This window comes from Bacillus sp. JHAA, from assembly GCF_036961585.1.
Classification (GTDB): domain Bacteria; phylum Bacillota; class Bacilli; order Bacillales; family Bacillaceae; genus Bacillus; species Bacillus velezensis.
Genome location: NZ_JBAMDE010000002.1, coordinates 563,170 through 585,372, shown reverse-complemented (window position 1 = coordinate 585,372; position 22,203 = coordinate 563,170). Strand labels below are relative to the sequence as shown.

Sequence of the window (22,203 nt, the reverse complement as noted above, 5' to 3'; positions counted from 1 at the left end):
ACAAGGAAGGTGATGACATTGATTGGCCAGCGTATTAAACAATACCGAAAAGAAAAAGGCTACTCACTATCAGAACTAGCTGAAAAAGCTGGGGTAGCGAAGTCTTATTTAAGCTCAATAGAACGAAATTTACAGACGAACCCCTCCATTCAATTTCTCGAAAAAGTCTCCGCTGTTCTGGACGTCTCGGTTCATACTTTACTTGATGAAAAACATGAAACCGAATACGATGGTCAATTAGATAGTGAATGGGAGAAATTAGTTCGCGATGCGATGACATCCGGGGTATCAAAAAAACAATTTCGTGAATTTTTAGATTATCAAAAATGGAGAAAAGCGCAAAAAGAGGAGTAGTGCCGCCATATGTGCACAACTCCTCTTTTAACTGTCCGACTTTCGGATTAGTTTTTATCCTCACTGTGAGCCTTTTCATTTTCCTTGACGTAACCGTCTTTATCCGTATGATCTTTCGTAATGGTCAAGCCGTTCCATTGCGTTGCTTCAAAAGAGAATTGAAGAGAAATCGCATTGCCTTGGAACTTGTTTTGCACACTTAATCCGTCCGCAGTTTTTGCGGTGTCATTTTTAAATTGGATTTCCATTCTCACCTGGTCATAATCAGCAGGCGTTTTCGGAACTCCGTCGTACTCAGGAGCTGTTTTGCCGTTAATGGTTGCTACATTGACTTTTCCGCTCTCACTCAGGAATTTCGGATCAATGTGCTTGCTGATCGCTTCGGCAGCTGCTTTATCCTGTTTTGTTGACATTAAGTATAAGTCTTTCAGGCTGGCCGCCTTCAAAATGATATTTTTAGGATAGCCGTTGCCCCCTTCTTTACCGACTGTCAGAACCGTAATTTCAAACTGACTGAGGAAATCCTCCGCAGATTCATTTCCTTTCTTTGCTCCTTTAAAGTCAGTAAAATTCAAAGCCATCAGCACTTCTTTAATGGCAAGTGAACCGTTGTTTCTGAATTCAAAATCTTTCGTCAATTTATCACCTGGTTTTAAGTTTGACAAATTGACATTGGCTGATTGTTCTTTAGCCGATAAATCAAGTGTTCCTGACGCAAATGTAGCGTCTGTCGATTTCACATCATTAAATGCGGCCCATGTGCCTCCTCCTACTAATGCTAAACCGAGTGCGGCTGAGGCAACGCCCAAGCTTAATTTCTTTTTCATACCCATGTCTGTACTCTCCCCTTACTTTTTATTTTTGTTATCAAATCCTGTCGCCAGGTTGCAACCGTATTCATGTAGAGATGGTTCCCTTTTTCGCATGTTCTTCCAGCGCTTTCGTTTTCCGCTCAATATCGCGGAGGGCGCTGACGATGACTGTTATTGAGTAAATCAAAAGCATGACGCCGGGAACGATTAACAGAATCGCCGTTCCGATCGGCTGGCTGGCCAAATGGATGACATATCCGGCATACGGAAGCTGATATCCCGTATACTGGGCCGCCACTTTTTCAGCTTGAACGGGTGCGGCATCCGGGGCGGCATTATGGTCCCCTTTTGTCTCAAACAGCAGGTTCCCGTCCTTTTTTGTGATCCCGATTATTCTGTGTGTGACGGCTGTTCCGTCATCTTGCGTAAAGGTGATCACATCCCCTTTTTTTAAGTCATTCACGTCAGAAATTTTCTTTACCGCTATGAGCGAACCCGTCTTAAATTCCGGGTCCATTGAACCCGACAGCACGGATTTCAGCGTATAGCCGAAGATGGCCGGTTCACCCCCGGAAGCCCGGGTCGAAATCACCGTTAACGTCAGCACAATAATCAAGCTGAAGATGACGGCATACAAAATATTACTGATCAGTTTCAGCGTTTTTTTCATGTTCTTCCCCGCTTTCTTTTACCGGCTCAGCCGGCTCTTTCTCCGTTTTCTTTAGATCGGAAACGGTCGCCTGTTCCCGGCATTTGACGAGTTTCATCGGTTTTGACCACTCAAATTTTTCTTCGTCCGCCGGATACCCTTCAGGCTTGTAAACCTTGAATGCGTATATGCCCGGCTGCAAAGACCGCTTTGACTCAATTTTATAAATCGTTTTGCTTTTTTTATCAGTAATAAGCCCTTTATCCACAACATTGCCGTTTCGTAAAGGCTGCTGCTGAGAAGCGATTTTATGGAGCTCCCATTTCCAGTCAGAAACAGTCCGCTCTTTTCCCTTATTCTCCAGCTCGGCATAGAGCTGAAGCGGCGCACACACGGTGCCTGACGTATCAGTTTGATTTGTTATATGTAAATCACTTTGATCCCAGCGTTCGTCATAACGGCAATCGTCATCCGTATATTGAAAATCTCCGCACGTTTGAACCTGGAGACTGAAGCTTTTCACATCATTGAAGGAGGAACTTGTATCACCTGTGAACTGAGCACATATCGTCACGGACAGGCAAAAAATGAACGAAAGCCGTAAAAATAGCATCATCCGCCATCTCACCTTGCCCTTTTTTTCCATTCGCAACAATCGGAACATGCCTTACCCCCTGTAAAACTGTTAATAAATATGACAACCGTTCTCTTTAAAGAACTGTATGAACAAAGTATAATCAAGGATTATCGTCTTGAAAAATGTCAAAATCGGTCAAATTGTTCGTTTTTGAGAATGGTATCTTTTAAAAACAGCGTTTTGCTTCAAATTACACACCTTTTTGGAATTTTTTCTAATAAAACGTGAGAAAATAACGAGGTGCCTAGAACAAAATGGAAAGTATATACAGCGAAAGGACGAAGAATGATGATCAAACAAAGTCTGATTTGCCTTTCTCTTCTTGTTTTCGGGGTTTCAGGAACAGCTCAGGCGGAAACGGTGCCTTATTATGCTGTTCACCATAAATCAAAATGGGAAAAGTTAGCAGAAAAGGAAGCTAAAAAAAGATATCCGCTCGCCCAAACGTTATTTATTCAAAAGGTGTGGGATCGGAAAAGAACGGACGAAGCAGTCAAGCAATACCACTTGACATTGCGGGATGGCGCAAAAGAATTTGGCGTGTTTGTTACGATTTCTTTTAATCCCTACAGCCAAAAGGTAAATAAAATTGCCGTCATTGAGGAATACCAATAAGGCCCTCCTGTATCAGGAGGGCCTTTCGTGTGATTCACTTTATTTTTTCCGCTTCATCCACAGCTTAAAACTATACGGCAATATTCCGAACCAGTGCTGAGAAGCCGGCACTTTCTTTTCTTTCCGCACTTCTTTTCGCTCTCTCCGTTCCTGTTTCGGCGTATCGAAATATTTAACGAATTGCTCAGTCATATATTTTACATAATCATTTGTTTTCACGGCTCTCACCTCATAGTGCTGTCTTTACTATGAAGTGTTGTCCCGCCGCCTCTTTTTTATACTTCCGTCCATTGAATCAGCTGTTTCTTCTTCTGATCGAACAAAAGGTGAGCCTCCCGTCTCGTTCCTGTCGTTGTTTCCGCCTGAATTGTAACCTGAACCGTTTCCCGGCGATCACTCCCCGTGATGTGAAAAGAAACGGTGCCATACGGAAAACGCTGTGTACCAGTTTGGACCTTTTGTCCCTGTGTCATATGGCGGCTTGACAGCAGCACGCCGTTTTGGAGCAGATTCTCTCCGATCCAGTACTCCCCGGCCTCTTTTGCAAATGTTTTTCGGGTGATGAAATCAGACGAAGTATAGCTGATGACAAGTAAAACTGCGGCAGAAACAAACAGAACCGCGGGATATATAAAACCGTCAGATTTGTACATTTAATCACCTTTAAAAGAGCTGTAAACCGGAATGACCGCCTGATTCTTTTGACCTGCAACGCTTGAGATCTCTAATAAGAGCAGGCCGTTTTTCACATCAGCCGTTAATGATGCCGCGTTTTGCAGGATCGGCACGTGGCCTTTTCCGTTTACTCTTTTCCTTATCATCTTATGATAAATTTCAAAACGCACTTCTTCGCCTCCGGTTTTCCGGCATGCTAACGCCCGTCCGCCGTCCGCCGGCTTCACAGCCTCAGCCTGTTTACATTCGTTCATGATCTGCTGAACGGCAATTTGATGCTCCCGGCTGTCTAATCCGCCGTTATCGGCCCGGTTTGATAAAAACAGATGTAAAATCGGGCCCAAGGTGCCTGATAGGAAAAGACAGACTGCCAAGGAGAACAAAACATTAAGAAGCGTAAAGCCAGTCTGTTTTGAGAATGCTGAGGCACATTTCTTTTTCGCTGCGGTCAGCCGTACACACTTTGTAATACTCACCATCCTCCTTCCACTTCACACCGGGAGACGGCGGCTTTTTTCCGGTCATCATATAAGTGCTGATATGTTTCTGAAGAAGCTGGTACGCTTCCTGGCGATCTTCTATTTTCAGACCATCTGTCAGCATGCCCGTCCAGACCGGAATGATAGACGTCATAAGGAACAGCCAAATGGCCATTGCTGATAGTGTTTCAATAGTAGAGAACCCCTTATTTCCGTTTAGCATGGACATTTCCGCTCCCTAAGTAAACTGTGATCTCATAGGTGAACCCGGCGCTCTTCAATTGAATCTTTCCTCCCGAATTCGGATGGCCTTTTTCGTTAAATTCAAGGCTCTCCGGTAAAGTCACAAGTGTAATGTGAAGCGAGTCAAAAGAACGCTCGACAATCCTTCCGCCTGACTGCAGTTTGTATTTATGCTCTTTTGGAAGAAAAGTGATTTTTGTTCTTTTATGTTCTGCGATAGCCGTTTCCTGAGCAAGCTGAATATCTTTTTGGAGCTGTTCTGTTTTTTGCCGCACGGCAAGGTGGGTGTAGGCCGGCGGAACCGTCGTGAACAAAACCGTCAGCAGGACGGACGCCAGGCTTAACACAATCAGGCTTTCAAGAAGGGTAAACCCATTTTCTGTCCGCCTGTTATTGTTCAACTGTAACTTCTCCGCCACTAATTAAGATCTGTTTACCATTCGGGCAGGCTGTATTCTTTTTGATATACCCCTCTGATTGTAAATCGTTCATATCCGGCATTTTACCTTCATGATCGATTTCGTACGCCGTCACTTGGGCTTTCACCATATTCTGCAGTCCTTCACAGCCTTTATGCTGAATGCTTTGATTATGTTTTGTAACGTTAGGAATGGTGATTAAAAGCAGAATGGAAACGATAAATAAAACGATCAGCATTTCAATTAAAGTAAATCCATCTTGATTTTTCAGACGAAGCACTCCCTTACATTTGGTTCATCATCTGGTACATCGGCATCAGCATTGACATGTAGACAATTAAAATCATACCGGCCACAACACCGTAAATGACAGGCTGGAGAATGCCGGTATACTTCGCCGCGTTTTGTTCAAGACGTTCCATCATAAACTGGCTGTACGTATAAAGTTCGCGGTGAAGCAGGCCGTTTGCCTGTCCGTGGCTGACTGCAGCCGCAAGGTCTTTTTCATAACACGGATGCCCGGAAAGAGCGGATTCTATGGTTTCTCCGGCTTTCAGACGTGTAATGAGCATCTCTGCTTCTTCACGATAAAAAGGCAGAAAAGATTGTTCTTTAAAAGCTGTTAAGCTGTCATAGATAGATAGGCCGGATTTCAGAAGACTGCTGAGCTGTAAAGAGAAAAAGTAGCTGTTAAAAAGAACGGCCGCTTTTCCTAATAGTGGTATTTTCACAACAATCAGCATTTTATCTTGCGGGGATTTTTTTTTACATAAGAACCAAACGTACAAAAACAAGCAGAAAGCGGCGGACAGCGCCAGTGCGCAGGCTTCATGAAAATGCCGAAAAAACGCAAAGATGAAAGCAGTCGTACCGGATGTATTCATATTCATTGATTGATAAATCCCAGAAAACTGCGGAATAATTAAACTTTGCAGGATATAAAACATGACACAGACGGAAGATATTAAAAACATCGGATACCGGAGCATTTTTTTGATTTGATTCGTCTGCATGAGCTTTCTCTGTAACAAGTCGCCGCTTTGTTTCATCGCCCCCGGCAATTCCCCGTGTTTCTCAGCGAAATAGCAGATAGAGACGGCTTCTTTATGAAAAGACAGTGCCTCAAGCACTTGGTAAAACGCATCACCTTCCCTCAGCCGGCGGATTCCGTCCGTCAGCTCTGCAAGCTGACGTTTATGCAGCTGGAGTTGCAGCAGTCTGAGCCCTTCAATCAGACTGTATCCTTTTTCCGTCATTTCACCGAGCCTTTTCAAAAAAGCCGCTTGATCCTTCAAGGGCCAGGTTCGGTTAATCCGCTTCATGATACACCCACCGATCGTAATTGTCGGTCGTGACATAGCCGAGCGCGATTCCTTTTCTGATCAGCCTGCGGAGCGTCTGATATTGAAAATTCGCGTGCTCTCCCTTTGCTTCCTGAAAGCATTGGGTGAGGTTTTTCCCGTAGAGCAATTCATAAATGCCCGCACGGCGTGTCTGCCTGTACATCCGGCAGTACACGGAACAGTTTTCCTCTTTGCAGAACGGACATGTTAAATCAACCAGACGCTGAGCGGCAATAGCAATGACGGTTTGTTCAATTTCTGTCATGTTCACGCCGAACTCCAGCAGCCTGTATATGGCGCCCTTAGCATCTCTTGTATGCAGGCTTGAAAGAACGAGGTGTCCCGTCATGGCCGCGCGGACTGCGATTTCAGCCGTCTCGGCATCCCTGATTTCCCCTAAGATGATCATATCGGGATCATGTCTTAAAATCGCTTTTAAACCGGCGGAATATGTGACTCCGGCTTTTTCATTCACCTGAACTTGCAGCACATCCTCATCTCTTGTTTCTACGGGGTCTTCAAGCGTGACAATACGCCGGTTGAAATGCCGTTTTGCATAGTTGACAAGCGAGTAAAGAGTGGTCGTTTTTCCAGATCCGGTGGGGCCGGTAAACAGAAGCAGGCCGTGCGAATGCTTCAGAAAGGACAATAGTGCGGCGCCCGCCCCCCGAAATAAGGACAATTTATCCAGAGGGGGAATCTGCCGCTTAGGCAAAAGCCTGATGACAAGACTTTCATCATTCATTGTCGGCAAGGTTGACATTCTCAAATGAACGGTTTCCGTCGGAAGCGGCAGAGACAATGACCCGTTTTGCGGCTTACGTCTTTCTCCTATATCCATGGCCGATAAAAACTTAAAATGAGAAATTAGCCTTACGCATTCCTCTTTTTTTAAGACTCTTTTTTTCACAAGAGCATGGCCGATGCGAAAATGAATGAAAGCATCCCTTTCTCTCGGCACAATGTGTATATCTGAAGCCCTTGCCGTATAGGCCTCGTTTATGATGTTCCTGCTGTATGTTTCAATATTTTTCACAAGACTTCCCTCCTTCCGCACGTATTGTAAATCAGATACACAGAAGCCGGCAAAGGAGAGATTATGCGTTTTACAGTGTGTAAAACGTAAAAAAATAAAAAATAAGCCCCCTGACTCTGATTTACCGAATGAACTCGGGAACCATTCGGCCATTTTCAGCCAGCCATCAAAAAAAGCAGGCGTATGCCTGCTCTTCTTAGCGTTTCTTTTCTTTCCGCAAATATTTTTTTTGATGCTCCCTCAAAATGTCCCCTGTCCAGCCTTTCTGCCGCAGATAAATATAAATCAGCAGGGTTGATACAATAATGAGCACGATGGAACAAATATACGCATATTTCCAATGAAGCTCCGGCATGTTATCAAAGTTCATCCCCCAGAGAGCTCCAAGCGCCGTCATCGGTGTAAAGAGAGTTGTAAAGATCGTTAAGGCTTTCACAATTTCATTTCCTCTTTGGGAGGTAATGACTTCCTCGGCGTGCAGCAGATTGCTCAGTTCCTGATCAAACTCATTGATATATGTAATTCCTCTTTCCATCTTTTGATGAGCTCTGAGGTAATCTTTCTGCCTGTCATTTTTCGGGAGAAAAGCTTCTTTTAAAGCCATTTCCACTTTTTTAGCCCCCAGTGTAAGGCCTTTCCAAATGAACAGCTCATGGCGCAGTTTATGCACATTTTCCAAGATTCCTTTGCTGTTGTCATCATGAATCTGCCATTTCAGCGTCCGCTGCTTGACTTCAAATTCATCCAGTCCGATCAGATAGGAATTCATCAGCTCTCCCAGCAGAACAAAAAAGCCTTCAATCGGATTTTCACAGGTTTGGATCTGCTGTGTGGCATGCTTTTCTTTTACACCGCGCAGCAGCGAAAAATCAAAATTAATTGTAAAAAAGAAGTCTCTCGTAATATAAAAGTGAAATACGGTATGGTTTTTTTCATCATCTAATCCTTGATGATAGATTAAAGAACCGAAAACCGCTTCATTATTCTGATCATTTGTATCTGAGCGCAGAAAGTTTATATGATTTTCATGTTCAAACCACTTTTCGCATTGCGGCCAGTGATTGTGGTGGATCATTTTTTTCGCTTCCGTTTTTTCATGCGGACCGAGCTGGTACCACAGCCAGTCCGCACCCGAATGTACCTTCATCTCTTGTCATCCTCCAGTATCGCTTTCTTGTTTTATTACCGTAAATGAAGCAGGCTAAACCAGGTTCGATGTTTGAGCAGCTTTCTACAGTGGTATTATTCCGAAAAAAGGGAGGTGCAAGCCTTCCTTCGCGGAAGGCGTTACATTGTATATCATCAAACTGTCTGCCATCGTACTATTTATTTTATTAACGGCGTGTTTTGTCGCCATAGAGTTTTCAATCGTTAAAGCAAGGCGCTCCCGCATTAATCAGCTCATTGAGGAAGATGTAAAAGGAGCAAAAGCAGCCAAGCATGTCATTACACACCTCGATGAATATTTATCGGCATGCCAATTGGGCATCACCGTCACCGCTTTGGGAATCGGCTGGCTGGGTGAACCGACAGTCAAAGCGATGCTTCAGCCGTTATTTTTAAAGACCGGAGTTCACGAAGCGGTTGCCCAAGTCCTGTCATTGATCATCGCTTTTCTGCTGGTTACATATGTGAATGTCGTTATCGGCGAACTTGCCCCGAAAAGTTTTGCTATCCAAAAAGCCGAGCGGATTACACTTTTGTCTGCCAGACCGATGATTTTGTTTTATAAGTTAATGTTTCCGTTCATCTGGCTGCTCAATCATTCCGCCCGCCTGATTACAGCCATGTTCGGCTTGAAGCCTGCTTCCGAACATGAAATGGCTTATACGGAAGAGGAATTGCGGGTGCTCCTTGCCGAAAGCTATCGAAGCGGCATGATTAAAAAAAGCGAGCTGCATTACGTAAATAACATTTTTACATTTGATAAGCGCACTGCCAAAGAAATTATGGTGCCCCGGAATGAAATGGTGAGTCTGCCGTTAGACAGCGGATCGGGACATATGCTCCGGGACATTATCAAAACAAATAAATATACCCGGTATCCCGTAGTAAAAGGAGATAAAGATCATGTAGTCGGCATCATCAATATAAAAGAAGTTTTATTCAGATTCCTGTCAGAAGGAGCGGCGTTTACAAAACACGAACTCAGCCCTTACATCCAGCCGGCGATCCATGTGATTGAGACGATTCCGATTTATCAATTATTCGTTAAAATGCAGCGGGAACACGCCCATATGGCCATTCTCATTGATGAGTACGGCGGAACCGCGGGATTAGTAACGGCGGAAGACATCATTGAAGAGATCGTCGGCGAAATCCGCGACGAATTTGATACGGATGAAACACCTTCCGTTCAAAAGCTTGGGAAGAACCGCTATCTCCTGAACGCCAAATTGCTGATCAGCGACGTCAATGATGTACTCGGAACAGAGATTACGGCTGATCAAGTCGATACACTCGGGGGCTGGTTTCTTACTCAGCATATTGACGCGAAGCCCGGGAGCACCATTGATTTTGAAGGCTACACATTTACGGTAAAAGAAATCGACAGCCATCATATCATTACGATTGAAGCTGAAAAAGCTGAATAGCTGAGGGAGACATCCCTCCCGGCCATTCAGCTTTTTATCATCTTAATGATTCTTTTACGATAAATCCGTTTTTTGCCAGCGCTTTCGCCAGACTCTGCTCCGTTTTCACCTGAGAAAAATCGATGCCGAGCTTCACGACGGTCTGCGCGATTTCCGGCCTGATGCCTGAGATTGTCGTTTCTATGCCAAGAAGTTTTGTGCTGTCAATCACTTTAAAAATCTGATAAGCGACCATCGTATCCACAATCGGCACACCTGATATATCTAAAAATAAATAAGAAAGACGGAGTGAAGAACATTGGTCAAGCACCGATTCCAAAATCATTTTTGCCCGGTAGGTGTCAATTTCGCCGACGAGCGGCAAAATTCCAATACCGTCGGCAATCGGCATAATCGGCGCACTTAGTTCGTTAATCATTTCTTTTTGGGCGTTTAATTGTGTAACCGTCACTTTATAATATTCCTCTGTAAATACTTCAATCATATGGTCAATTGCTTTGTTCAGCTTCTCTCCCCAATGGAATACCGCATTCGCCCCAGGCTTCTCAGACATTGTTTCACAGCACGTCTGTATGCGGTTCCAGACCAATCTCCGGAATTCTTTAAAGCTCGTGACGCTTTCATAGACCGGTACTTCATGGACGGCCCGGTCCCTTGCGAACTGAAGCGCCCATTTTGTCAGCTCCTCTTCCCCGCCGTCTTTTTCCGATAAAATGCCGGCAACGATTTCAATTAACAGACGGTGCTGCATTTCCGCTTTCTGATCATCTGTAGGCCGCCCCGATTTTGGTATGAGCAGCCACTGGCGTGTGATTTCACCTGATTCTTCAATTAAGGTTCGAGATAATGTTTCACTCAAATGTTTCACGGGTCTCCTCCATTCAAATTCCTTTGTATGTATAAATCGGCGCCGGACGCACATACTGTAATTACATCCGATGGGCTATAGCCAAGCGGTAAGGCAATGGACTTTGACTCCGTGATCGTTGGTTCGAATCCAGCTAGCCCAGTCCCGCAACCGCAAAAAACGAAGATTAGCTGATAAATTTTGATCAGCGGATCTTCGTTTTTCTCTTATGATACAGATTGATGTACCGTTTTTTTCTTCGTCAGCTTCATCAGTTCTCCCGGATTGTATCCGATAACGAGCTTATTTCGATCGATCAGAATCGGACGCCGCAGCAGTTTCGGCTTCTCAGTCAAAAGCTTCAGCACTTCATTTACAGTCATTTCTTCAATGTTCAGGTTGAGATTTTTAAATGTTTGACTTCTCGTCGCCAATATTTCATCAATTCCTTCAGTCGTTAATGATAAGATCTGCTTCAATTCATCAATTGTCGGTGTCTCCCTGAATAGATGGCGCTCTTGAAAGTCAACATTGTGGGCTTTTAACCAATGTTTCGTTTTTCGGCATGATGTGCAGCTCGGGTATGAATAAAAAATAAGTTCTTTCATTTTTAAAAATTCCTCCCTCGGATAATCCGTCTCTTTGTTAACATAAGTACCCTGAACTTTTTTTCATTAAACATATTTCAAAAAGATTTTTCGGATCTTTTTCAGAGAGCGGCATAAGATATAAAACACAGGGAAAGACATAAATTCCACAATAAATATAATCATGAAAATGTTTACATTTCGAGTGCCGATCTATTATAATAAACTTCAGATAGACTCTCGGGAGGGGATAAGGAATGAATCGCATGTTCCGGGTGTTAGGATTTTGGACGGGGATATTTGCAGTTATGTTTTTTTTAGGGGGCATGAAAGACGCTTCACTTTTGTTTTTTGGACAGACGATCTTTTTCGTATTTCTTTCTTATTTGAATCTGACTGAGCGGATGTATATTTATATTTTCGGAGCTTACTTAACCGTATTTTTCGCCGGATTTACATATTACTCTATTTTTATTATGACACCGGGCGGCGGAACCCACTGACAGAAAAAGACAGACCGTTATGGTCTGTCTTTTTTCATTTACAGTGAAAAACCATTGATAAACGGGTTTCGCTCCTGCTCTGTCTGAATATCCGTTTCCGGCCCGTGCCCGCTTAACACAAGTGTATGTCCGGGAAGCGTGAGCAGTTTTTGATGAATGGAATCAAGCAATACGTCCTGACTTCCGCCCTGTAAATCAGTTCGGCCGATGCCTCCCTGAAAGAGCACATCACCTGAAATCACCAGATCCGCGTCCTTCACATAATAAGAAACGCTTCCCGGTGAATGTCCCGGCGTAAACAATGTCTCCAAATGGAAAGGCCCGATGTCCAAAATGCCGTCGCCTTCGATGAGCCGTTCGGCGGGCCGTGCCGTTACGGCGATGCCCCGCAATATGCCCGATCCGTTTAAGGAAGAGTCCTCCAGCCACTTTTCTTCATTTTTGTGAAGATATACGGGAACATCCCATCTGTCTCTTACTTCGTCAAGCGCGCCGATATGGTCAAAATGGGCGTGCGTCAGTAAGATGGCCAGCGGCTTCAGATTGTTTTCTTTTATGTAATTGTTGATTTTGTCCGCTTCTCCGCCCGGATCAAAAATAAGACAGGACTGATCCTCACTGACAAGAAAATACGCGTTTGCCTGAATCGGACCGGCCGGCATTCGTCTCCATTTCACTTTCATCACCTCTTTATGTATATGCCCTTATTATGAAGGTTTTCTGCGGAAGATTCAATGAATGCGGCCGGGAAAACGCTATCGACAAACAAAATGAAAACGGTTAAAATGAAATGGAAAGATTTTCAGGTTCCAATGACAAAGGAGGAGCATGATGTTACTTGTTGTAATCTTCGGCCTTGTCGCATTATTAGCTGTATTAGGAGTCCTGCGGGCTGTCAGACAGAGAAATATCCTGGGATTTTTGTTAGCCGCCGCCACGCTGGGCGTGTTTGGCTGGTTTACCGTAATGACCGTTGTAACCAGCGGCTATCCGACTGCACATTAAAAGCCTGTATCCAATGGATACAGGCTTATTTTTTATTGCTGCAAATGTTTGCTGACACTTTTGATTTTGCTCTCCAGTGTCGTTTCTTTATCACGTCTGTCATCAATGCGGATATTTGTCGCCACTCTGTGCAGCCCTTTTTGGAACGGGGCTTCGTGAATGTCCTGAATGACTGCGAATAAGTCGCTCAGCTCACCTTCAATCAAAGTGTTCATCGGCGTGAGCTGAAATTTGATTTTGCCGGCAGCTTTGTAACCCTCCAAAATGTTTTGCACATCCGCTACATACTCACTGACGCTCGGTGTTTTTGTTCCGATCGGAATGATTGTCACATCTGCAATTGCCATTTGGTTCAAACTCCTTTTTCATTTGTTATGATTGGTTCTGTCATGCCTGTTTTCAGTGAAATCAGACGGTCATACGTAAAGCCGTATAAAGCGTATTCCCCGTTCGGAGAGATCTGAATCGGCTCCATTTCCGTGTTTTTGAGCACCGTCCGCTCCCGTTCGTCTCCTAAGTCAAAGCTGATCAGATTGTAAGAGCGGCCTTCAGGCTTGAATATGTAAAACCGCTTGTGTGTCTGATCGTAATCATATTCCATCGGCGCAAAGCTCTGATACTTTTCTTGGAGAGGAAAGCGGTGCGTCACGGATGCCGGCTTTTGGAAAAGGAACTCGCCGTCTCCGTCCGATTGATCCGTTTGTCTGACGGCAATCGTCATGCCCGGGCGGGAATCGGCCCAGATGACGTGATGAAGCACTCTTTTTTCTTTTTTTGTCTGCAAGTGATAAGAATATAAAGGACCCTCTTCCTCCGTTTTTCCTTGCTTGATATATTGGAATTCATCAGTGGAGGTCCAATGGACAAAAGGGGCCTGAACGGGACTCTTTTTTAAAATGCCGTTGTTCATATCGGCCGTATAGGCAGTGAAGTCCCATGTTTCAGTAAAAACGGTAATCATCATTTGATACGGGTCATACGGATTCCAAGCCGTCTCCAGCTCATAAGAGTTAAAGGCTTTGTGATAAAGTCTTTTCCCCTGCTTGTTCATAAGCACAAGCTCAGTCTGACCGCTGCTTGTCACCTGTACGAGAATCAGCTGTTTTTTCCGGCTGATCTTTACATTGACAATATTGCCCTTTGTTTCATAGAGCCGTTCGGATTTTCCGCTGAAAAGATCATATTTCATCAGCTGATGATGTGCTGTATACAGGATCGTTCTGTTATCCAGCCATCCTTCCGTTTTCTCCGCTTCCTTTTTACTGAGCGGAACGATTTTCTGTTCTGCCGATTTTGCCGAAACGCCTGTGTCTTGCTGCTGATGAGATGGTTCACAGGCCGCTAAACACAGAACGAATGCGGACAGCAGAACACAAACCAAGTATCTCACCAGCCTTCCCTCCATTCTTTTCTATTGTCCCATATTTGTTTATGTAAACAAATGAGAAATTTCACAGATGTCTCAAAAAACAAGCGACCTCCACAAAATACCTTCCGTCGCTTGATAAATATCAGCAAACTGATGAAAAGGCAAAGGGTTTTTTCCCTTCCCGAGCTCAATGGTATAGCCCTCTTTTCCATACTGCTGTATAAACCAATCCCTAAAACCGGCATGGCTGTCAATGGTTTTAACGCCTTGATAGCGGTTTCCGCTTATCGCTTCAAACTCCCGAATCATCCGGGATGATTGCTCCGGTTCACATCCTTCGTATCCCCAATAAATCTCTTCTCCCTGCGTATGAAGCGCGATCAGCCTGTCAGGCGGCTGCTTCGTTATCAGCCGGTGCATTGCCTGCGCCTCCGGTTCAGTGAGCGGCGCCGTCCCCGGAAAATCACGGTATGAAGGGGCTTTCGGTTTGCGCCTCTGTTCAATATCCCAATTGGATGGGAAATGTTTATTTAAATCCACACCGTTTATATTCGCCTTCCATTCGCGGAAATCCGGGCGCTGCTCATTTAATTCATTAAGAAATTCATTTTTTTCTGATAAATCTTCACATCCGTAAAGTACGAGATCAACACCGTCGGGATTTACGAGCGGAACGAATGACAATGATGTCCGGCTGAATATATCAAGCGCAGAGTGCCCGAAAACGGTTTTATTTTCGCATAATGCCGCGCAATATTCTTTACACCATTTAAGCGCGACCGAGGTGGTGATCCATTCATTGGCATGAAATGAGGCGTTTACATGGACTTTTCTTTCGGCCGTATCCGCACCTATTTTCAGCTCATAAAGCGGCTTTCCCAATACGGAACTGCCGATTTTACGGCACGTGACAAACGGAAAGACATCCGTTATTTTCTCAATTTCTTCATAAACCGATTGGGAGCCGTACACCTTTTCTTCCTTCACCCATTGATCAGCGGAAAGAATCCTTTCACAGTGCCGGATGTATCGCGAAAGCCCGCTCAGCGTCTCAAGCGGCGGACCCTCTGACTGCCCGCTCACGGCAAAGCCGGGACAAAATAATTCATCATTTTCCGCCGTTTTATCAGCGGCTTTCAACAGTTTTTCATCAATTGAAAGCACCTTTGCAATATCTTTCATATGCTGTTTCAATTCAGGTTTGACACGAATTCCCGCCATGTTCATCCCCCTTTTTTAAAAACTATATGACAGGGGAGATAAAAAAAGAAAGCCGCCCGCGATATGGGCAGGCAGACTTTCTTCAGCAGTTTTGATGTTTGAGCCATTCATTTTTGGCAATCCACGCCCCGCCGATGACTCCGGCGTCATTTCCAAGTGCCGCAATCGAAATATCCGCCGCTTCCGCAGAACGCGGGAATGCGGTGATTTTGAAAGTCTCTTCCACTTTTGACCGCAGGATTTCACCCGCTTTAGACACGCCTCCGCCGAGCACGATTTTCGTCGGATTCATGGCGCTTGCCAGATTTCCGAGCACGAGGCCTAAATGTTTTGCGACATAATCGACGACTTCAAGCGCTGTCTTATCCTGCTGTTTAGCCGCATCGAACACGTCACGTGCTGTCAGATCGCGCACTTGTAAGAGCGAAGAGTCGGAAACCGCCGCAAGCTTTTCTTTCGCGATGCGGACGATGCCGGTTGCGGACGCAATCGTTTCGATGCAGCCGGATTTTCCGCAGTTGCACGGAGCTCCTCCTTCCGGAATACTGCAAATATGACCGATTTCTCCGCCGGCCCCGTTTTTTCCGTGAACGATTTCTCCGTTGACGATGATGCCTCCGCCGACTCCGGTTCCGAGCGTCACTAAAATGACATCTTTAGCCCCGTCACCTGCACCCTTCCACATTTCTCCGAGCGCCGCGATATTGGCATCGTTTTCAATGACGGCCGGAATACCCGTTTCCGCCTCGAGATGGTCTTTCAGCGGATAGTTTTTCCACCCCATATTTGTCGTCTCATAGACCATTCCCGTCGCCATTTCCACGGGTCCGGGCGCTCCCATTCCGATCCATTTTACGATCCGTTTCGGCTTGTTCAGTTCTTCCAGCTTCTGATCAAGCGCTTTGGCGATCGTGACCGTAATTGTGTTTCCTGATTTATCGGTCGGAACTTCCCATTTATGCTGAATTTCACCGTACATGTTGATAAAGGCCAGCTTGATGGTTGTTCCGCCAAGATCAATCCCCGCAAACCATGTATCTTCCATAATAATCTCCTTTTCTTATTAAAATCCTGCTGTGTTATCTGCCTTTGATCCGCTCCGATTCTCTCTGAAGAACTCCGGCGGCTTTTTGCCATAATTCTCTTTCAATCACGTTTGACAAGTACATTTCCTTTAATTCATCTTTCATAAAGTCAATTTCGGCTTGTCTGTCACCGAAATAAACGATATGTCCGAATGACTTAAACAGCTGCTGCACGTCATAAAATGAATTCATCTTCTTCACCATTTCTATTCTTCTTAGTATAAGCGTATTTCATCACTGATCCGGGCGTCAAGCAAAAAACGATTGGAGAAAATATCCTTGTATTATTTTCATAAATTGTATATTCACAATTGTAAAAAAACACTCATTTATGCGTTTTTCTGTTACAATACTTTCGTGCCCAAAAGCACAAAAGGATTAAAGTTTGATGGGGTGTTGTTTTGAAACAAGAAAAAAGGCTGACGTTCATCTCAGCCATCAGTTTATTTGTCTTGATGTTAGCAGTCATTATTTCCTGCCTGTTTTTCTTTCATACAGAGCCGCATATGCCGCTGTTCTTTTGCGTCATTATTCTGTCTCTGGCAGGTTTGTGGCTCGGTTTCTCGTGGGACAGTCTTGAAAAAGGAATTGTCAGCGGATTGAAAAACGGTGTGCAGCCGATTATCGTGCTGGCTTTGATCGGTGTGCTGATCGGCGCCTGGATGTACAGCGGCGCCATTCCCACCGTCACCGTTTATGCTTTGTCAATTATACAGCCGAGTCAGCTGCTTTTGACTGCATTATTTTCCTGCATGATTATCAGCACGCTTGTCGGCTCAAGTCTGACAACTGTCAGTACAATCGGCGTCGCGCTGTTAGGGGTAGCAAGCGCGGCGGGAGTTCCGCTCGAATGGACGGCGGGAGCAGTCATTTGCGGGGCTTGTTTCGGTGATAAAATGTCACCGATGTCCGACACGACGAATTTTGCCGCCGGAATCGGCGAAATTCCGATTTTTAAGCATATTCGCCATATGATGGGCACTACCGTTCCGGCACTTCTGATCACGATTGTTCTTTTTTATATTCTCGGTTCATCGGTTTCAATAAATGCCGCTTCAACGCAAAATATTGAGGCGGTCATTTCCGGAATAAAAGAGGCCGTGCACGTTACGCCTTGGTCGCTTCTTTCACCTCTGCTGGTGATCATTTTAGCTGTGAGACGGGTTTCCGTGATTCCGGTGCTTACCGCCGGTATTATTTCCGCAGGGCTTCTGACTGCTGTTTTTATTCCTGACAGCAGCATTCAAGGATTTATATCCGCCCTGCAAAGCGGGACGGCGTTTAAAACCGGCGACCAGGCTGTGGCCAGCATTATCAACAGAGGCGGGCTCCAATCGATGATGGGATCAGTCTCTCTGATCATGATCGCCTTTGCGCTCGGCGGCCTGATGGAAAAAACGGGCCTGATCGCGGCGCTGCTTCAAGGATTGATAAAAGGCGTGCATACGAAAGGACGTCTTGTCATGGCGACCGTCTTCTCAAGTATAGGCGTAAACCTTGCGACAGGTGAGCAGTATTTGTCGATCTTAATTCCGGGTCAATCTTATAAACCTTTATATGACAAGCTCAGCATTAAGCGGATTCACCTTGCGCGGTCGCTTGAGGACGGCGGAACATTGATCAACCCGCTGATTCCCTGGGGAGTAAGCGGCGCTTTTATGGCAAGCGCATTAGGGGTTTCCGTCATCGACTACCTGCCGTTTACCTTTTTCCTGTACATTTCTCCTATGATCTCAATTCTGCTCGGTTTCCTGAAAAAGAGCTGACAATACGAGAAAACCTGCCGTTTTTTACCGGCAGGTTTTCTTATGCAAAAAATCCCGCTGAAAAACGGGATTTGTTTAAAATGCCTGCTGAATGAATTTGTTTCTGATAAACGGTATTTTTAAAAAGAAATGAATGAATGACCGTCTGATCCCCGGCTGGCTGAGCACGCTGTTCATCAGACGGTAGCGGTTTTGGTAAACGGCTAAAACAGATACGGCGCATAATGAGTAGATCAACAATTTTTTCATCTTATCCCTCCTGCCCCTATCGTTTGTCAAACAGCGAGAATTATTCCGGTGCAAGAAGTTTTTTATGCGATTAAGCGATGGTTTCAGATTCAGTCACGATCATATCGACCGGAATATCGTGGGGCATGCGGGGAATGCGGTCTGTCAGCTGGCAGTCAAAGAGAAGCGACACGGTACGGCCTTTATAACCGGAGAGGTACCGATCATAATATCCTCCGCCGTATCCGATTCTGAAGCCTTCCCGGTCAAAAGCCACGCCGGGCACAACCACAAGGTCAATGTCTGTTTGGGCGGCTTTTTCCGTCAGGCTCTCGATCGGTTCACTGAGGCCCGCATATACGGTTTCCAGCTGATCATACGCAGAAAATGTACGGAACTCCATCGCTCCCGTCTGCGGAAAGCATTTTGGGATACAGACTTGTTTTTTCTCTTTCCAGGCCTGTTCAATAATCGGCTGTGTCGGAATTTCCAGGCGTGTCGAGATGGTAACGGCGATCACGCGGGCCTGTTTCCATTCTTTTAAAGAAAACAGCGTTTCACGCATGCTGCGGCATTTTTTCTCCCATTCACTTTCTGTCATGTCAGAAAGCTTTGCTTTTATAGCGGTTCTGATTTGTGCTTTCACGTTTCTCAAACCTCCCTGAAAGACAAAAAAGCCAGAACTTTATTGAAAGCTCCAGCTTTTTCCGCTGCTTTAAACAGCTTATTTTGTTTCACGGTGTAACGTAGATTTTTTATCACGTGGGCAATATTTTTTAAATTCAACGCGGTCCGGATTGTTGCGTTTGTTCTTTTTAGAAATATAGTTACGCTCACCACATTCAGTGCAAGCCAAAGTAATATTAACGCGCATTATTTTCCCTCCAAACTAAATATCATTTACTTATTCAGACTTATATATAATACCACTATAATGGACGGAATGCTAGAGTGATTTACATGAAATGTTGTTTAAGTGCAGAAAACATCAGTTTATGCTTCTGATCCTCTGAATGAGCTTGCGTCAGATGAAGGGAAAATATGACGAAACAGGACAAAAAAGGACTTTCTGATACGAAATCTATAGAGAAATAACCGTTTGCTCCCCGAATAAAAAAGATTTCCCGACAAAATTCCGTTTTTTTCTCTATTTCCTTTAGAATGGCGGCGTTTTATGGTATAAAAAAGAAGGGCAAATTAATAATAGAAGGTGATGAAACGTGGAAATTGCTATTATTGCGTTGTTTATCGTCAGTATAGCGCTTATTGCATTCTCATATTCTCAAAGAGATCCGATGAAAGACGTGGAACAGGAGCTTGAAACGCTTCAGCTTTCCGCCATGCAGGAAATTTACAAGTTGAAAAAGAAAATGACGGTGCTTGAAGAAGAATTGCTGGAAACCAACCTCGTGATCCGCAAAGCCAAAAGCAGCGGCATTAACCAAAAAATCGCCAAACAAATCATTTCAAAATATAACAACGGAATGTCTGCGGAAGCCATCGCAAAAGCGGAGCACGTGTCTGTCGAGGACGTCAATACCATTATTAAAGATAATGAGAAGGTGCTCGTATGACAAAACGGGGCATTCAGGCTTTTGCAGCAGGCATGATTTTAGCGACGGCCGTTCTCGCCGCTGTCTTCTATTTGACTGACCATGACCAGGCAGCCGCCGTTAAAACCGAAAAAACAGCATTGACAGAAAAAGAAGTAAACAGCTACCTCGACGATCAGCAAAAAGTCTCCGTCAACCGGGATGACTATCAAAAACTGCTTGATTCTAAAGAAAAATCGTTAAACAACGACCAAAACACAGACGCCAAAAAGAAAAAAGTAACATACAAACTGACGATTAAAGACGGAATGAGCACTGCTGATGTGTCATCCATTCTTGAAAAAGAAGGGATTATTCCTTCAGCAAAGGACTTTAATGATTACGTCATTGACGCAGGCTACCATAAAGAAATCCGCGCCGGCCATTTCAAAGTCGACTCAGATATGAGCTTTAAAAAAATCGTCAAAACATTAACCCGCTAAAAAAGCTTGCAGGCATCGTCCATTCAGATGGATACGGCCGGCAGGCTTTTTTAATAGGCAGTATAAAACGGACCCGGTCAATGGCCGGGCCCGTTTTTTTATCCAAATTTTCCGGTGATATAATCATGTGTTTTTTGATGATCCGGCTGAGAAAATATTTTGCCCGTATCGCCCCACTCTACCAGTTCGCCCATATAGAAAAACGCGGTTTGATCAGAGACCCTCGCAGCCTGCTGCATGTTGTGCGTCACAATGACGATTGTATACTTTTCTTTCAATGTCAAAATCAGCTCTTCTATTTTCCGCGTGGACACGGGATCAAGAGCAGACGTCGGTTCATCCATCAGAAGGACGTCCGGTTTTGTGGCGAGCGCCCTTGCGATGCACAGCCGCTGCTGCTGACCGCCTGACAGTGAAAGCGCCTGCTGGTGAAGGCGATCTTTCACTTCATCCCAGAGCGCAGCTGCCTTTAAAGATTCCTCGGCGATTTCAAGCAGTTTCTTTTTATTTTTTTCGCCGTGAATTCTCGGACCGTACACGACATTCTCAAATATTGACTGGGGAAACGGATTGCCTTTTTGAAACACCATACCGATCTGTTTTCTTAATTCTGCCGCATCCGTCTTTTCTTTCAGCAGATTGCGCCCGTTATAGATCATGTCGCCTGTCACTTTGACATTCGGGGCCATTTGCAGCATTAAGTTTAATGTTTTAATAAAAGTGGATTTCCCGCAGCCGGACGGACCGATGATCGCAGTTACCTTCCGCTCCTCAAAACCGATCGTAATGTCTTTTAAAGCCTGGTGGGCTCCGTACCATACGTTCATGCCGTGAATATCAAATAAATTCTGTGTGTGCACCGCTTCCTTCACAAGGCTCACAGTCCTTCCCCCTATCCGAACTTTCCGTTAATGTAGTCATCTGTCTTTTGCGCTTTAGGACTCGTGAAAATTTGTTCTGTCTGCCCGTATTCCACCACTTCCCCGTTTAAAAAGAAAGCCGTTCGGTCAGACACCCTAAGTGCCTGCTGCATGTTATGCGTAACGATAATAATCGAATAATCTTTTTTCAGTTCTGTCAAAAGCGTCTCGATTCTGGCGTTTGAAATAGGGTCCAGAGCTGAGGCCGGTTCATCTAAAAGTAGCACGGCAGGTTTCATCGCAAGCGTACGGGCGATGCAAAGACGCTGCTGCTGGCCGCCTGATAACGAAAGAGCCGATGAATGAAGCCGGTCTTTAACTTCATCCCAAAGCGCCGCCTTCGTTAAGCTTTCCTCGACCGCATCATCCAAAACGGCTTTCCTGCGTTCCCCCGCATACTTCAGCGCATGTGTGATGTTATTGTAAATGGATTTCGGGAACGGATTCGGTTTTTGAAACACCATACCGATCTCCCGTCTGAGAGACACGACATTAATCGCTTCCCCCAAAATATTCAGCCCTTCATAAAGGATCTCTCCCTCGCTTATTGCCGAAGGGATGGCATCGTTCATTCTGTTAATCTGTCTCAAAAATGTTGATTTCCCGCAGCCGGACGGACCGATCAGAGCCGTCACCGCATGTTTTTCAATATTCATGTTCACATCTTTAACCGCTTGTTTGTCACCGTAATAAATTGATAAATGCTTCACTTCCAAAATTGAAGACTCCGGCGAACGCTTTGTCTGTTCCGCTTGTTCCCTGATGATGTGATCAATCATGT

At 44.9% G+C, this 22,203-nt stretch carries 33 protein-coding genes and 1 tRNA gene; 9 read left to right on the top strand and 25 right to left on the bottom strand.

What is annotated here, in order from left to right; translation table 11 throughout:
• Positions 1 to 18: 18 nt before the first annotated feature.
• Entirely contained in the window at positions 19 to 354 is a 336-nt protein-coding gene (sinR, locus tag V7728_RS07120; RefSeq protein ID WP_003153104.1) for a transcriptional regulator SinR, read from the top strand.
• Between the two features lie 47 nt (positions 355 to 401).
• On the opposite strand, the gene tasA is transcribed toward sinR, so the two are convergent.
• The 3 genes from tasA to tapA all read right to left on the bottom strand — a co-directional run bounded on the left by tasA (position 402) and on the right by tapA (position 2,479).
• Positions 402 to 1,187 (bottom strand): biofilm matrix protein TasA, encoded by a 786-nt coding sequence (gene tasA, locus V7728_RS07115; protein ID WP_007408329.1) that lies wholly within the window; start codon positions 1,185 to 1,187, stop codon positions 402 to 404.
• A 64-nt stretch (positions 1,188 to 1,251) separates the two neighbouring features.
• Positions 1,252 to 1,836, bottom strand: a complete 585-nt coding sequence (gene sipW, locus V7728_RS07110; RefSeq protein ID WP_012117977.1) for a signal peptidase I SipW — start codon at positions 1,834 to 1,836, stop codon at positions 1,252 to 1,254.
• Complete coding sequence (gene tapA, locus V7728_RS07105) at positions 1,808 to 2,479, bottom strand: amyloid fiber anchoring/assembly protein TapA (RefSeq protein WP_020954230.1); 672 nt, start codon at positions 2,477 to 2,479, stop codon at positions 1,808 to 1,810. The genes sipW and tapA overlap by 29 nt, the downstream gene beginning before the upstream one ends.
• Before the next feature lie 258 nt (positions 2,480 to 2,737).
• On the opposite strand from tapA, the gene V7728_RS07100 reads away from it, so the two are divergent.
• Positions 2,738 to 3,067 carry a DUF3889 domain-containing protein gene (locus tag V7728_RS07100; RefSeq protein WP_012117979.1) on the top strand — a complete coding sequence of 110 codons (330 nt, stop codon included), beginning with the start codon at positions 2,738 to 2,740 and terminating at the stop codon, positions 3,065 to 3,067.
• 39 nt (positions 3,068 to 3,106) lie between these two features.
• Here the strand turns inward: V7728_RS07100 and V7728_RS07095 are convergent, their stop codons facing one another.
• The 9 genes from V7728_RS07095 to V7728_RS07055 form a co-directional block, all read right to left on the bottom strand.
• Entirely contained in the window at positions 3,107 to 3,286 is a 180-nt protein-coding gene (locus V7728_RS07095; RefSeq protein ID WP_059368116.1) for a YqzE family protein, read from the bottom strand.
• Positions 3,287 to 3,342: 56 nt separating this feature from the next.
• Entirely contained in the window at positions 3,343 to 3,720 is a 378-nt protein-coding gene (gene comGG / locus V7728_RS07090; protein ID WP_012117980.1) for a competence type IV pilus minor pilin ComGG, read from the bottom strand.
• Positions 3,721 to 4,221 (bottom strand): competence type IV pilus minor pilin ComGF, encoded by a 501-nt coding sequence (comGF, locus tag V7728_RS07085; RefSeq protein ID WP_257474763.1) that lies wholly within the window; start codon positions 4,219 to 4,221, stop codon positions 3,721 to 3,723.
• On the bottom strand, positions 4,130 to 4,444 hold the full coding sequence (gene comGE / locus V7728_RS07080; RefSeq protein ID WP_012117982.1) for a competence type IV pilus minor pilin ComGE: 315 nt from the start codon (positions 4,442 to 4,444) through the stop codon (positions 4,130 to 4,132). The genes comGF and comGE overlap by 92 nt, the downstream gene beginning before the upstream one ends.
• Complete coding sequence (gene comGD, locus V7728_RS07075) at positions 4,428 to 4,865, bottom strand: competence type IV pilus minor pilin ComGD (protein WP_012117983.1); 438 nt, start codon at positions 4,863 to 4,865, stop codon at positions 4,428 to 4,430. The genes comGE and comGD overlap by 17 nt, the downstream gene beginning before the upstream one ends.
• Positions 4,855 to 5,163, bottom strand: coding sequence for a competence type IV pilus major pilin ComGC (gene comGC, locus V7728_RS07070; RefSeq protein WP_003153087.1), 309 nt, complete (start codon positions 5,161 to 5,163; stop codon positions 4,855 to 4,857). The genes comGD and comGC overlap by 11 nt, the downstream gene beginning before the upstream one ends.
• 4 nt (positions 5,164 to 5,167) lie before the next feature.
• Positions 5,168 to 6,205: a competence type IV pilus assembly protein ComGB gene (gene comGB / locus V7728_RS07065; protein ID WP_099566903.1), complete on the bottom strand. Its 1,038-nt coding sequence runs from the start codon at positions 6,203 to 6,205 to the stop codon at positions 5,168 to 5,170.
• Positions 6,192 to 7,262 (bottom strand): competence type IV pilus ATPase ComGA, encoded by a 1,071-nt coding sequence (gene comGA / locus V7728_RS07060; RefSeq protein WP_012117985.1) that lies wholly within the window; start codon positions 7,260 to 7,262, stop codon positions 6,192 to 6,194. Before comGA ends, comGB begins: the two co-directional genes overlap by 14 nt.
• 196 nt (positions 7,263 to 7,458) lie before the next feature.
• The gene (locus tag V7728_RS07055) at positions 7,459 to 8,409 is read right to left on the bottom strand and encodes a magnesium transporter CorA family protein (protein ID WP_007408319.1); all 951 of its coding nucleotides are present in this window, start codon (positions 8,407 to 8,409) and stop codon (positions 7,459 to 7,461) included.
• 145 nt (positions 8,410 to 8,554) lie between these two features.
• Here V7728_RS07055 and V7728_RS07050 point away from each other — a divergent pair, with 145 nt between their 5' ends.
• Positions 8,555 to 9,856 carry a hemolysin family protein gene (locus tag V7728_RS07050; RefSeq protein ID WP_012117986.1) on the top strand — a complete coding sequence of 434 codons (1,302 nt, stop codon included), beginning with the start codon at positions 8,555 to 8,557 and terminating at the stop codon, positions 9,854 to 9,856.
• A 37-nt stretch (positions 9,857 to 9,893) separates the two neighbouring features.
• Here the strand turns inward: V7728_RS07050 and V7728_RS07045 are convergent, their stop codons facing one another.
• Positions 9,894 to 10,724, bottom strand: coding sequence for an STAS domain-containing protein (locus V7728_RS07045; protein WP_015240214.1), 831 nt, complete (start codon positions 10,722 to 10,724; stop codon positions 9,894 to 9,896).
• Positions 10,725 to 10,795: 71 nt separating this feature from the next.
• On the opposite strand from V7728_RS07045, the gene V7728_RS07040 reads away from it, so the two are divergent.
• Positions 10,796 to 10,866, top strand: a tRNA-Gln gene (locus V7728_RS07040).
• Between the two features lie 64 nt (positions 10,867 to 10,930).
• On the opposite strand, the gene V7728_RS07035 is transcribed toward V7728_RS07040, so the two are convergent.
• Entirely contained in the window at positions 10,931 to 11,311 is a 381-nt protein-coding gene (locus V7728_RS07035) for a Spx/MgsR family RNA polymerase-binding regulatory protein (protein ID WP_003153079.1), read from the bottom strand.
• A gap of 236 nt (positions 11,312 to 11,547) precedes the next feature.
• On the opposite strand from V7728_RS07035, the gene V7728_RS07030 reads away from it, so the two are divergent.
• Complete coding sequence (locus tag V7728_RS07030; protein ID WP_003153078.1) at positions 11,548 to 11,793, top strand: DUF2626 domain-containing protein; 246 nt, start codon at positions 11,548 to 11,550, stop codon at positions 11,791 to 11,793.
• A 38-nt stretch (positions 11,794 to 11,831) separates the two neighbouring features.
• Here the strand turns inward: V7728_RS07030 and V7728_RS07025 are convergent, their stop codons facing one another.
• Entirely contained in the window at positions 11,832 to 12,470 is a 639-nt protein-coding gene (locus tag V7728_RS07025; protein ID WP_015240215.1) for an MBL fold metallo-hydrolase, read from the bottom strand.
• 154 nt (positions 12,471 to 12,624) lie between these two features.
• On the opposite strand from V7728_RS07025, the gene V7728_RS07020 reads away from it, so the two are divergent.
• Positions 12,625 to 12,798, top strand: coding sequence for a DUF2759 domain-containing protein (locus V7728_RS07020; RefSeq protein WP_003153076.1), 174 nt, complete (start codon positions 12,625 to 12,627; stop codon positions 12,796 to 12,798).
• A 32-nt stretch (positions 12,799 to 12,830) separates the two neighbouring features.
• Here the strand turns inward: V7728_RS07020 and V7728_RS07015 are convergent, their stop codons facing one another.
• The 5 genes from V7728_RS07015 to V7728_RS06995 all read right to left on the bottom strand — a co-directional run bounded on the left by V7728_RS07015 (position 12,831) and on the right by V7728_RS06995 (position 16,677).
• Positions 12,831 to 13,145, bottom strand: coding sequence for an MTH1187 family thiamine-binding protein (locus V7728_RS07015; protein WP_003153073.1), 315 nt, complete (start codon positions 13,143 to 13,145; stop codon positions 12,831 to 12,833).
• A 5-nt stretch (positions 13,146 to 13,150) separates the two neighbouring features.
• Positions 13,151 to 14,188, bottom strand: coding sequence for a hypothetical protein (locus tag V7728_RS07010; protein ID WP_099566904.1), 1,038 nt, complete (start codon positions 14,186 to 14,188; stop codon positions 13,151 to 13,153).
• A gap of 72 nt (positions 14,189 to 14,260) precedes the next feature.
• Positions 14,261 to 15,388: a M14 family metallopeptidase gene (locus V7728_RS07005; RefSeq protein WP_025285002.1), complete on the bottom strand. Its 1,128-nt coding sequence runs from the start codon at positions 15,386 to 15,388 to the stop codon at positions 14,261 to 14,263.
• Positions 15,389 to 15,470: 82 nt separating this feature from the next.
• On the bottom strand, positions 15,471 to 16,433 hold the full coding sequence (gene glcK, locus V7728_RS07000) for a glucose kinase GlcK (protein WP_076424978.1): 963 nt from the start codon (positions 16,431 to 16,433) through the stop codon (positions 15,471 to 15,473).
• Between the two features lie 34 nt (positions 16,434 to 16,467).
• The gene (locus V7728_RS06995) at positions 16,468 to 16,677 is read right to left on the bottom strand and encodes a YqgQ family protein (protein ID WP_007408313.1); all 210 of its coding nucleotides are present in this window, start codon (positions 16,675 to 16,677) and stop codon (positions 16,468 to 16,470) included.
• A 197-nt stretch (positions 16,678 to 16,874) separates the two neighbouring features.
• Here V7728_RS06995 and nhaC point away from each other — a divergent pair, with 197 nt between their 5' ends.
• The gene (gene nhaC / locus V7728_RS06990; protein ID WP_021494320.1) at positions 16,875 to 18,239 is read left to right on the top strand and encodes a Na+/H+ antiporter NhaC; all 1,365 of its coding nucleotides are present in this window, start codon (positions 16,875 to 16,877) and stop codon (positions 18,237 to 18,239) included.
• Between the two features lie 75 nt (positions 18,240 to 18,314).
• On the opposite strand, the gene V7728_RS06985 is transcribed toward nhaC, so the two are convergent.
• The 3 genes from V7728_RS06985 to rpmG form a co-directional block, all read right to left on the bottom strand.
• Positions 18,315 to 18,488 carry a hypothetical protein gene (locus tag V7728_RS06985; protein WP_007408311.1) on the bottom strand — a complete coding sequence of 58 codons (174 nt, stop codon included), beginning with the start codon at positions 18,486 to 18,488 and terminating at the stop codon, positions 18,315 to 18,317.
• A gap of 70 nt (positions 18,489 to 18,558) precedes the next feature.
• Positions 18,559 to 19,113, bottom strand: a complete 555-nt coding sequence (locus tag V7728_RS06980; protein WP_025285003.1) for a 5-formyltetrahydrofolate cyclo-ligase — start codon at positions 19,111 to 19,113, stop codon at positions 18,559 to 18,561.
• Between the two features lie 78 nt (positions 19,114 to 19,191).
• Positions 19,192 to 19,341, bottom strand: a complete 150-nt coding sequence (rpmG, locus tag V7728_RS06975; protein WP_003153056.1) for a 50S ribosomal protein L33 — start codon at positions 19,339 to 19,341, stop codon at positions 19,192 to 19,194.
• Positions 19,342 to 19,687: 346 nt separating this feature from the next.
• On the opposite strand from rpmG, the gene V7728_RS06970 reads away from it, so the two are divergent.
• On the top strand, positions 19,688 to 20,041 hold the full coding sequence (locus V7728_RS06970) for a hypothetical protein (protein ID WP_003153047.1): 354 nt from the start codon (positions 19,688 to 19,690) through the stop codon (positions 20,039 to 20,041).
• On the top strand, positions 20,038 to 20,502 hold the full coding sequence (locus V7728_RS06965; RefSeq protein ID WP_007408308.1) for an endolytic transglycosylase MltG: 465 nt from the start codon (positions 20,038 to 20,040) through the stop codon (positions 20,500 to 20,502). The genes V7728_RS06970 and V7728_RS06965 overlap by 4 nt, the downstream gene beginning before the upstream one ends.
• Before the next feature lie 98 nt (positions 20,503 to 20,600).
• Here the strand turns inward: V7728_RS06965 and pstB (V7728_RS06960) are convergent, their stop codons facing one another.
• Entirely contained in the window at positions 20,601 to 21,383 is a 783-nt protein-coding gene (gene pstB / locus V7728_RS06960; RefSeq protein ID WP_003153040.1) for a phosphate ABC transporter ATP-binding protein PstB, read from the bottom strand.
• 11 nt (positions 21,384 to 21,394) lie between these two features.
• Complete coding sequence (gene pstB, locus V7728_RS06955; protein ID WP_015240222.1) at positions 21,395 to 22,201, bottom strand: phosphate ABC transporter ATP-binding protein PstB; 807 nt, start codon at positions 22,199 to 22,201, stop codon at positions 21,395 to 21,397.
• Positions 22,202 to 22,203: the final 2 nt, after the last annotated feature.

Coding starts and splice junctions, on each gene's coding strand:
- tasA (WP_007408329.1), bottom strand. CDS start 1,187: ATGGGTATGAAAAAGAAATTAAGCTTGGGCGTTGCCTCAGCCGCACTC.
- sipW (WP_012117977.1), bottom strand. CDS start 1,836: ATGAAAAAAACGCTGAAACTGATCAGTAATATTTTGTATGCCGTCATC.
- tapA (WP_020954230.1), bottom strand. CDS start 2,479: ATGTTCCGATTGTTGCGAATGGAAAAAAAGGGCAAGGTGAGATGGCGG.
- V7728_RS07100 (WP_012117979.1), top strand. CDS start 2,738: ATGATGATCAAACAAAGTCTGATTTGCCTTTCTCTTCTTGTTTTCGGG.
- comGG (WP_012117980.1), bottom strand. CDS start 3,720: ATGTACAAATCTGACGGTTTTATATATCCCGCGGTTCTGTTTGTTTCT.
- comGF (WP_257474763.1), bottom strand. CDS start 4,221: ATGGTGAGTATTACAAAGTGTGTACGGCTGACCGCAGCGAAAAAGAAA.
- comGE (WP_012117982.1), bottom strand. CDS start 4,444: ATGCTAAACGGAAATAAGGGGTTCTCTACTATTGAAACACTATCAGCA.
- comGB (WP_099566903.1), bottom strand. CDS start 6,205: ATGAAGCGGATTAACCGAACCTGGCCCTTGAAGGATCAAGCGGCTTTT.
- V7728_RS07055 (WP_007408319.1), bottom strand. CDS start 8,409: ATGAAGGTACATTCGGGTGCGGACTGGCTGTGGTACCAGCTCGGTCCG.
- V7728_RS07035 (WP_003153079.1), bottom strand. CDS start 11,311: ATGAAAGAACTTATTTTTTATTCATACCCGAGCTGCACATCATGCCGA.
- V7728_RS07030 (WP_003153078.1), top strand. CDS start 11,548: ATGAATCGCATGTTCCGGGTGTTAGGATTTTGGACGGGGATATTTGCA.
- V7728_RS07020 (WP_003153076.1), top strand. CDS start 12,625: ATGTTACTTGTTGTAATCTTCGGCCTTGTCGCATTATTAGCTGTATTA.
- V7728_RS07015 (WP_003153073.1), bottom strand. CDS start 13,145: ATGGCAATTGCAGATGTGACAATCATTCCGATCGGAACAAAAACACCG.
- V7728_RS07005 (WP_025285002.1), bottom strand. CDS start 15,388: ATGGCGGGAATTCGTGTCAAACCTGAATTGAAACAGCATATGAAAGAT.
- glcK (WP_076424978.1), bottom strand. CDS start 16,433: ATGGAAGATACATGGTTTGCGGGGATTGATCTTGGCGGAACAACCATC.
- V7728_RS06995 (WP_007408313.1), bottom strand. CDS start 16,677: ATGGTGAAGAAGATGAATTCATTTTATGACGTGCAGCAGCTGTTTAAG.
- V7728_RS06985 (WP_007408311.1), bottom strand. CDS start 18,488: ATGAAAAAATTGTTGATCTACTCATTATGCGCCGTATCTGTTTTAGCC.
- rpmG (WP_003153056.1), bottom strand. CDS start 19,341: ATGCGCGTTAATATTACTTTGGCTTGCACTGAATGTGGTGAGCGTAAC.
- V7728_RS06965 (WP_007408308.1), top strand. CDS start 20,038: ATGACAAAACGGGGCATTCAGGCTTTTGCAGCAGGCATGATTTTAGCG.
- pstB (WP_015240222.1), bottom strand. CDS start 22,201: ATGATTGATCACATCATCAGGGAACAAGCGGAACAGACAAAGCGTTCG.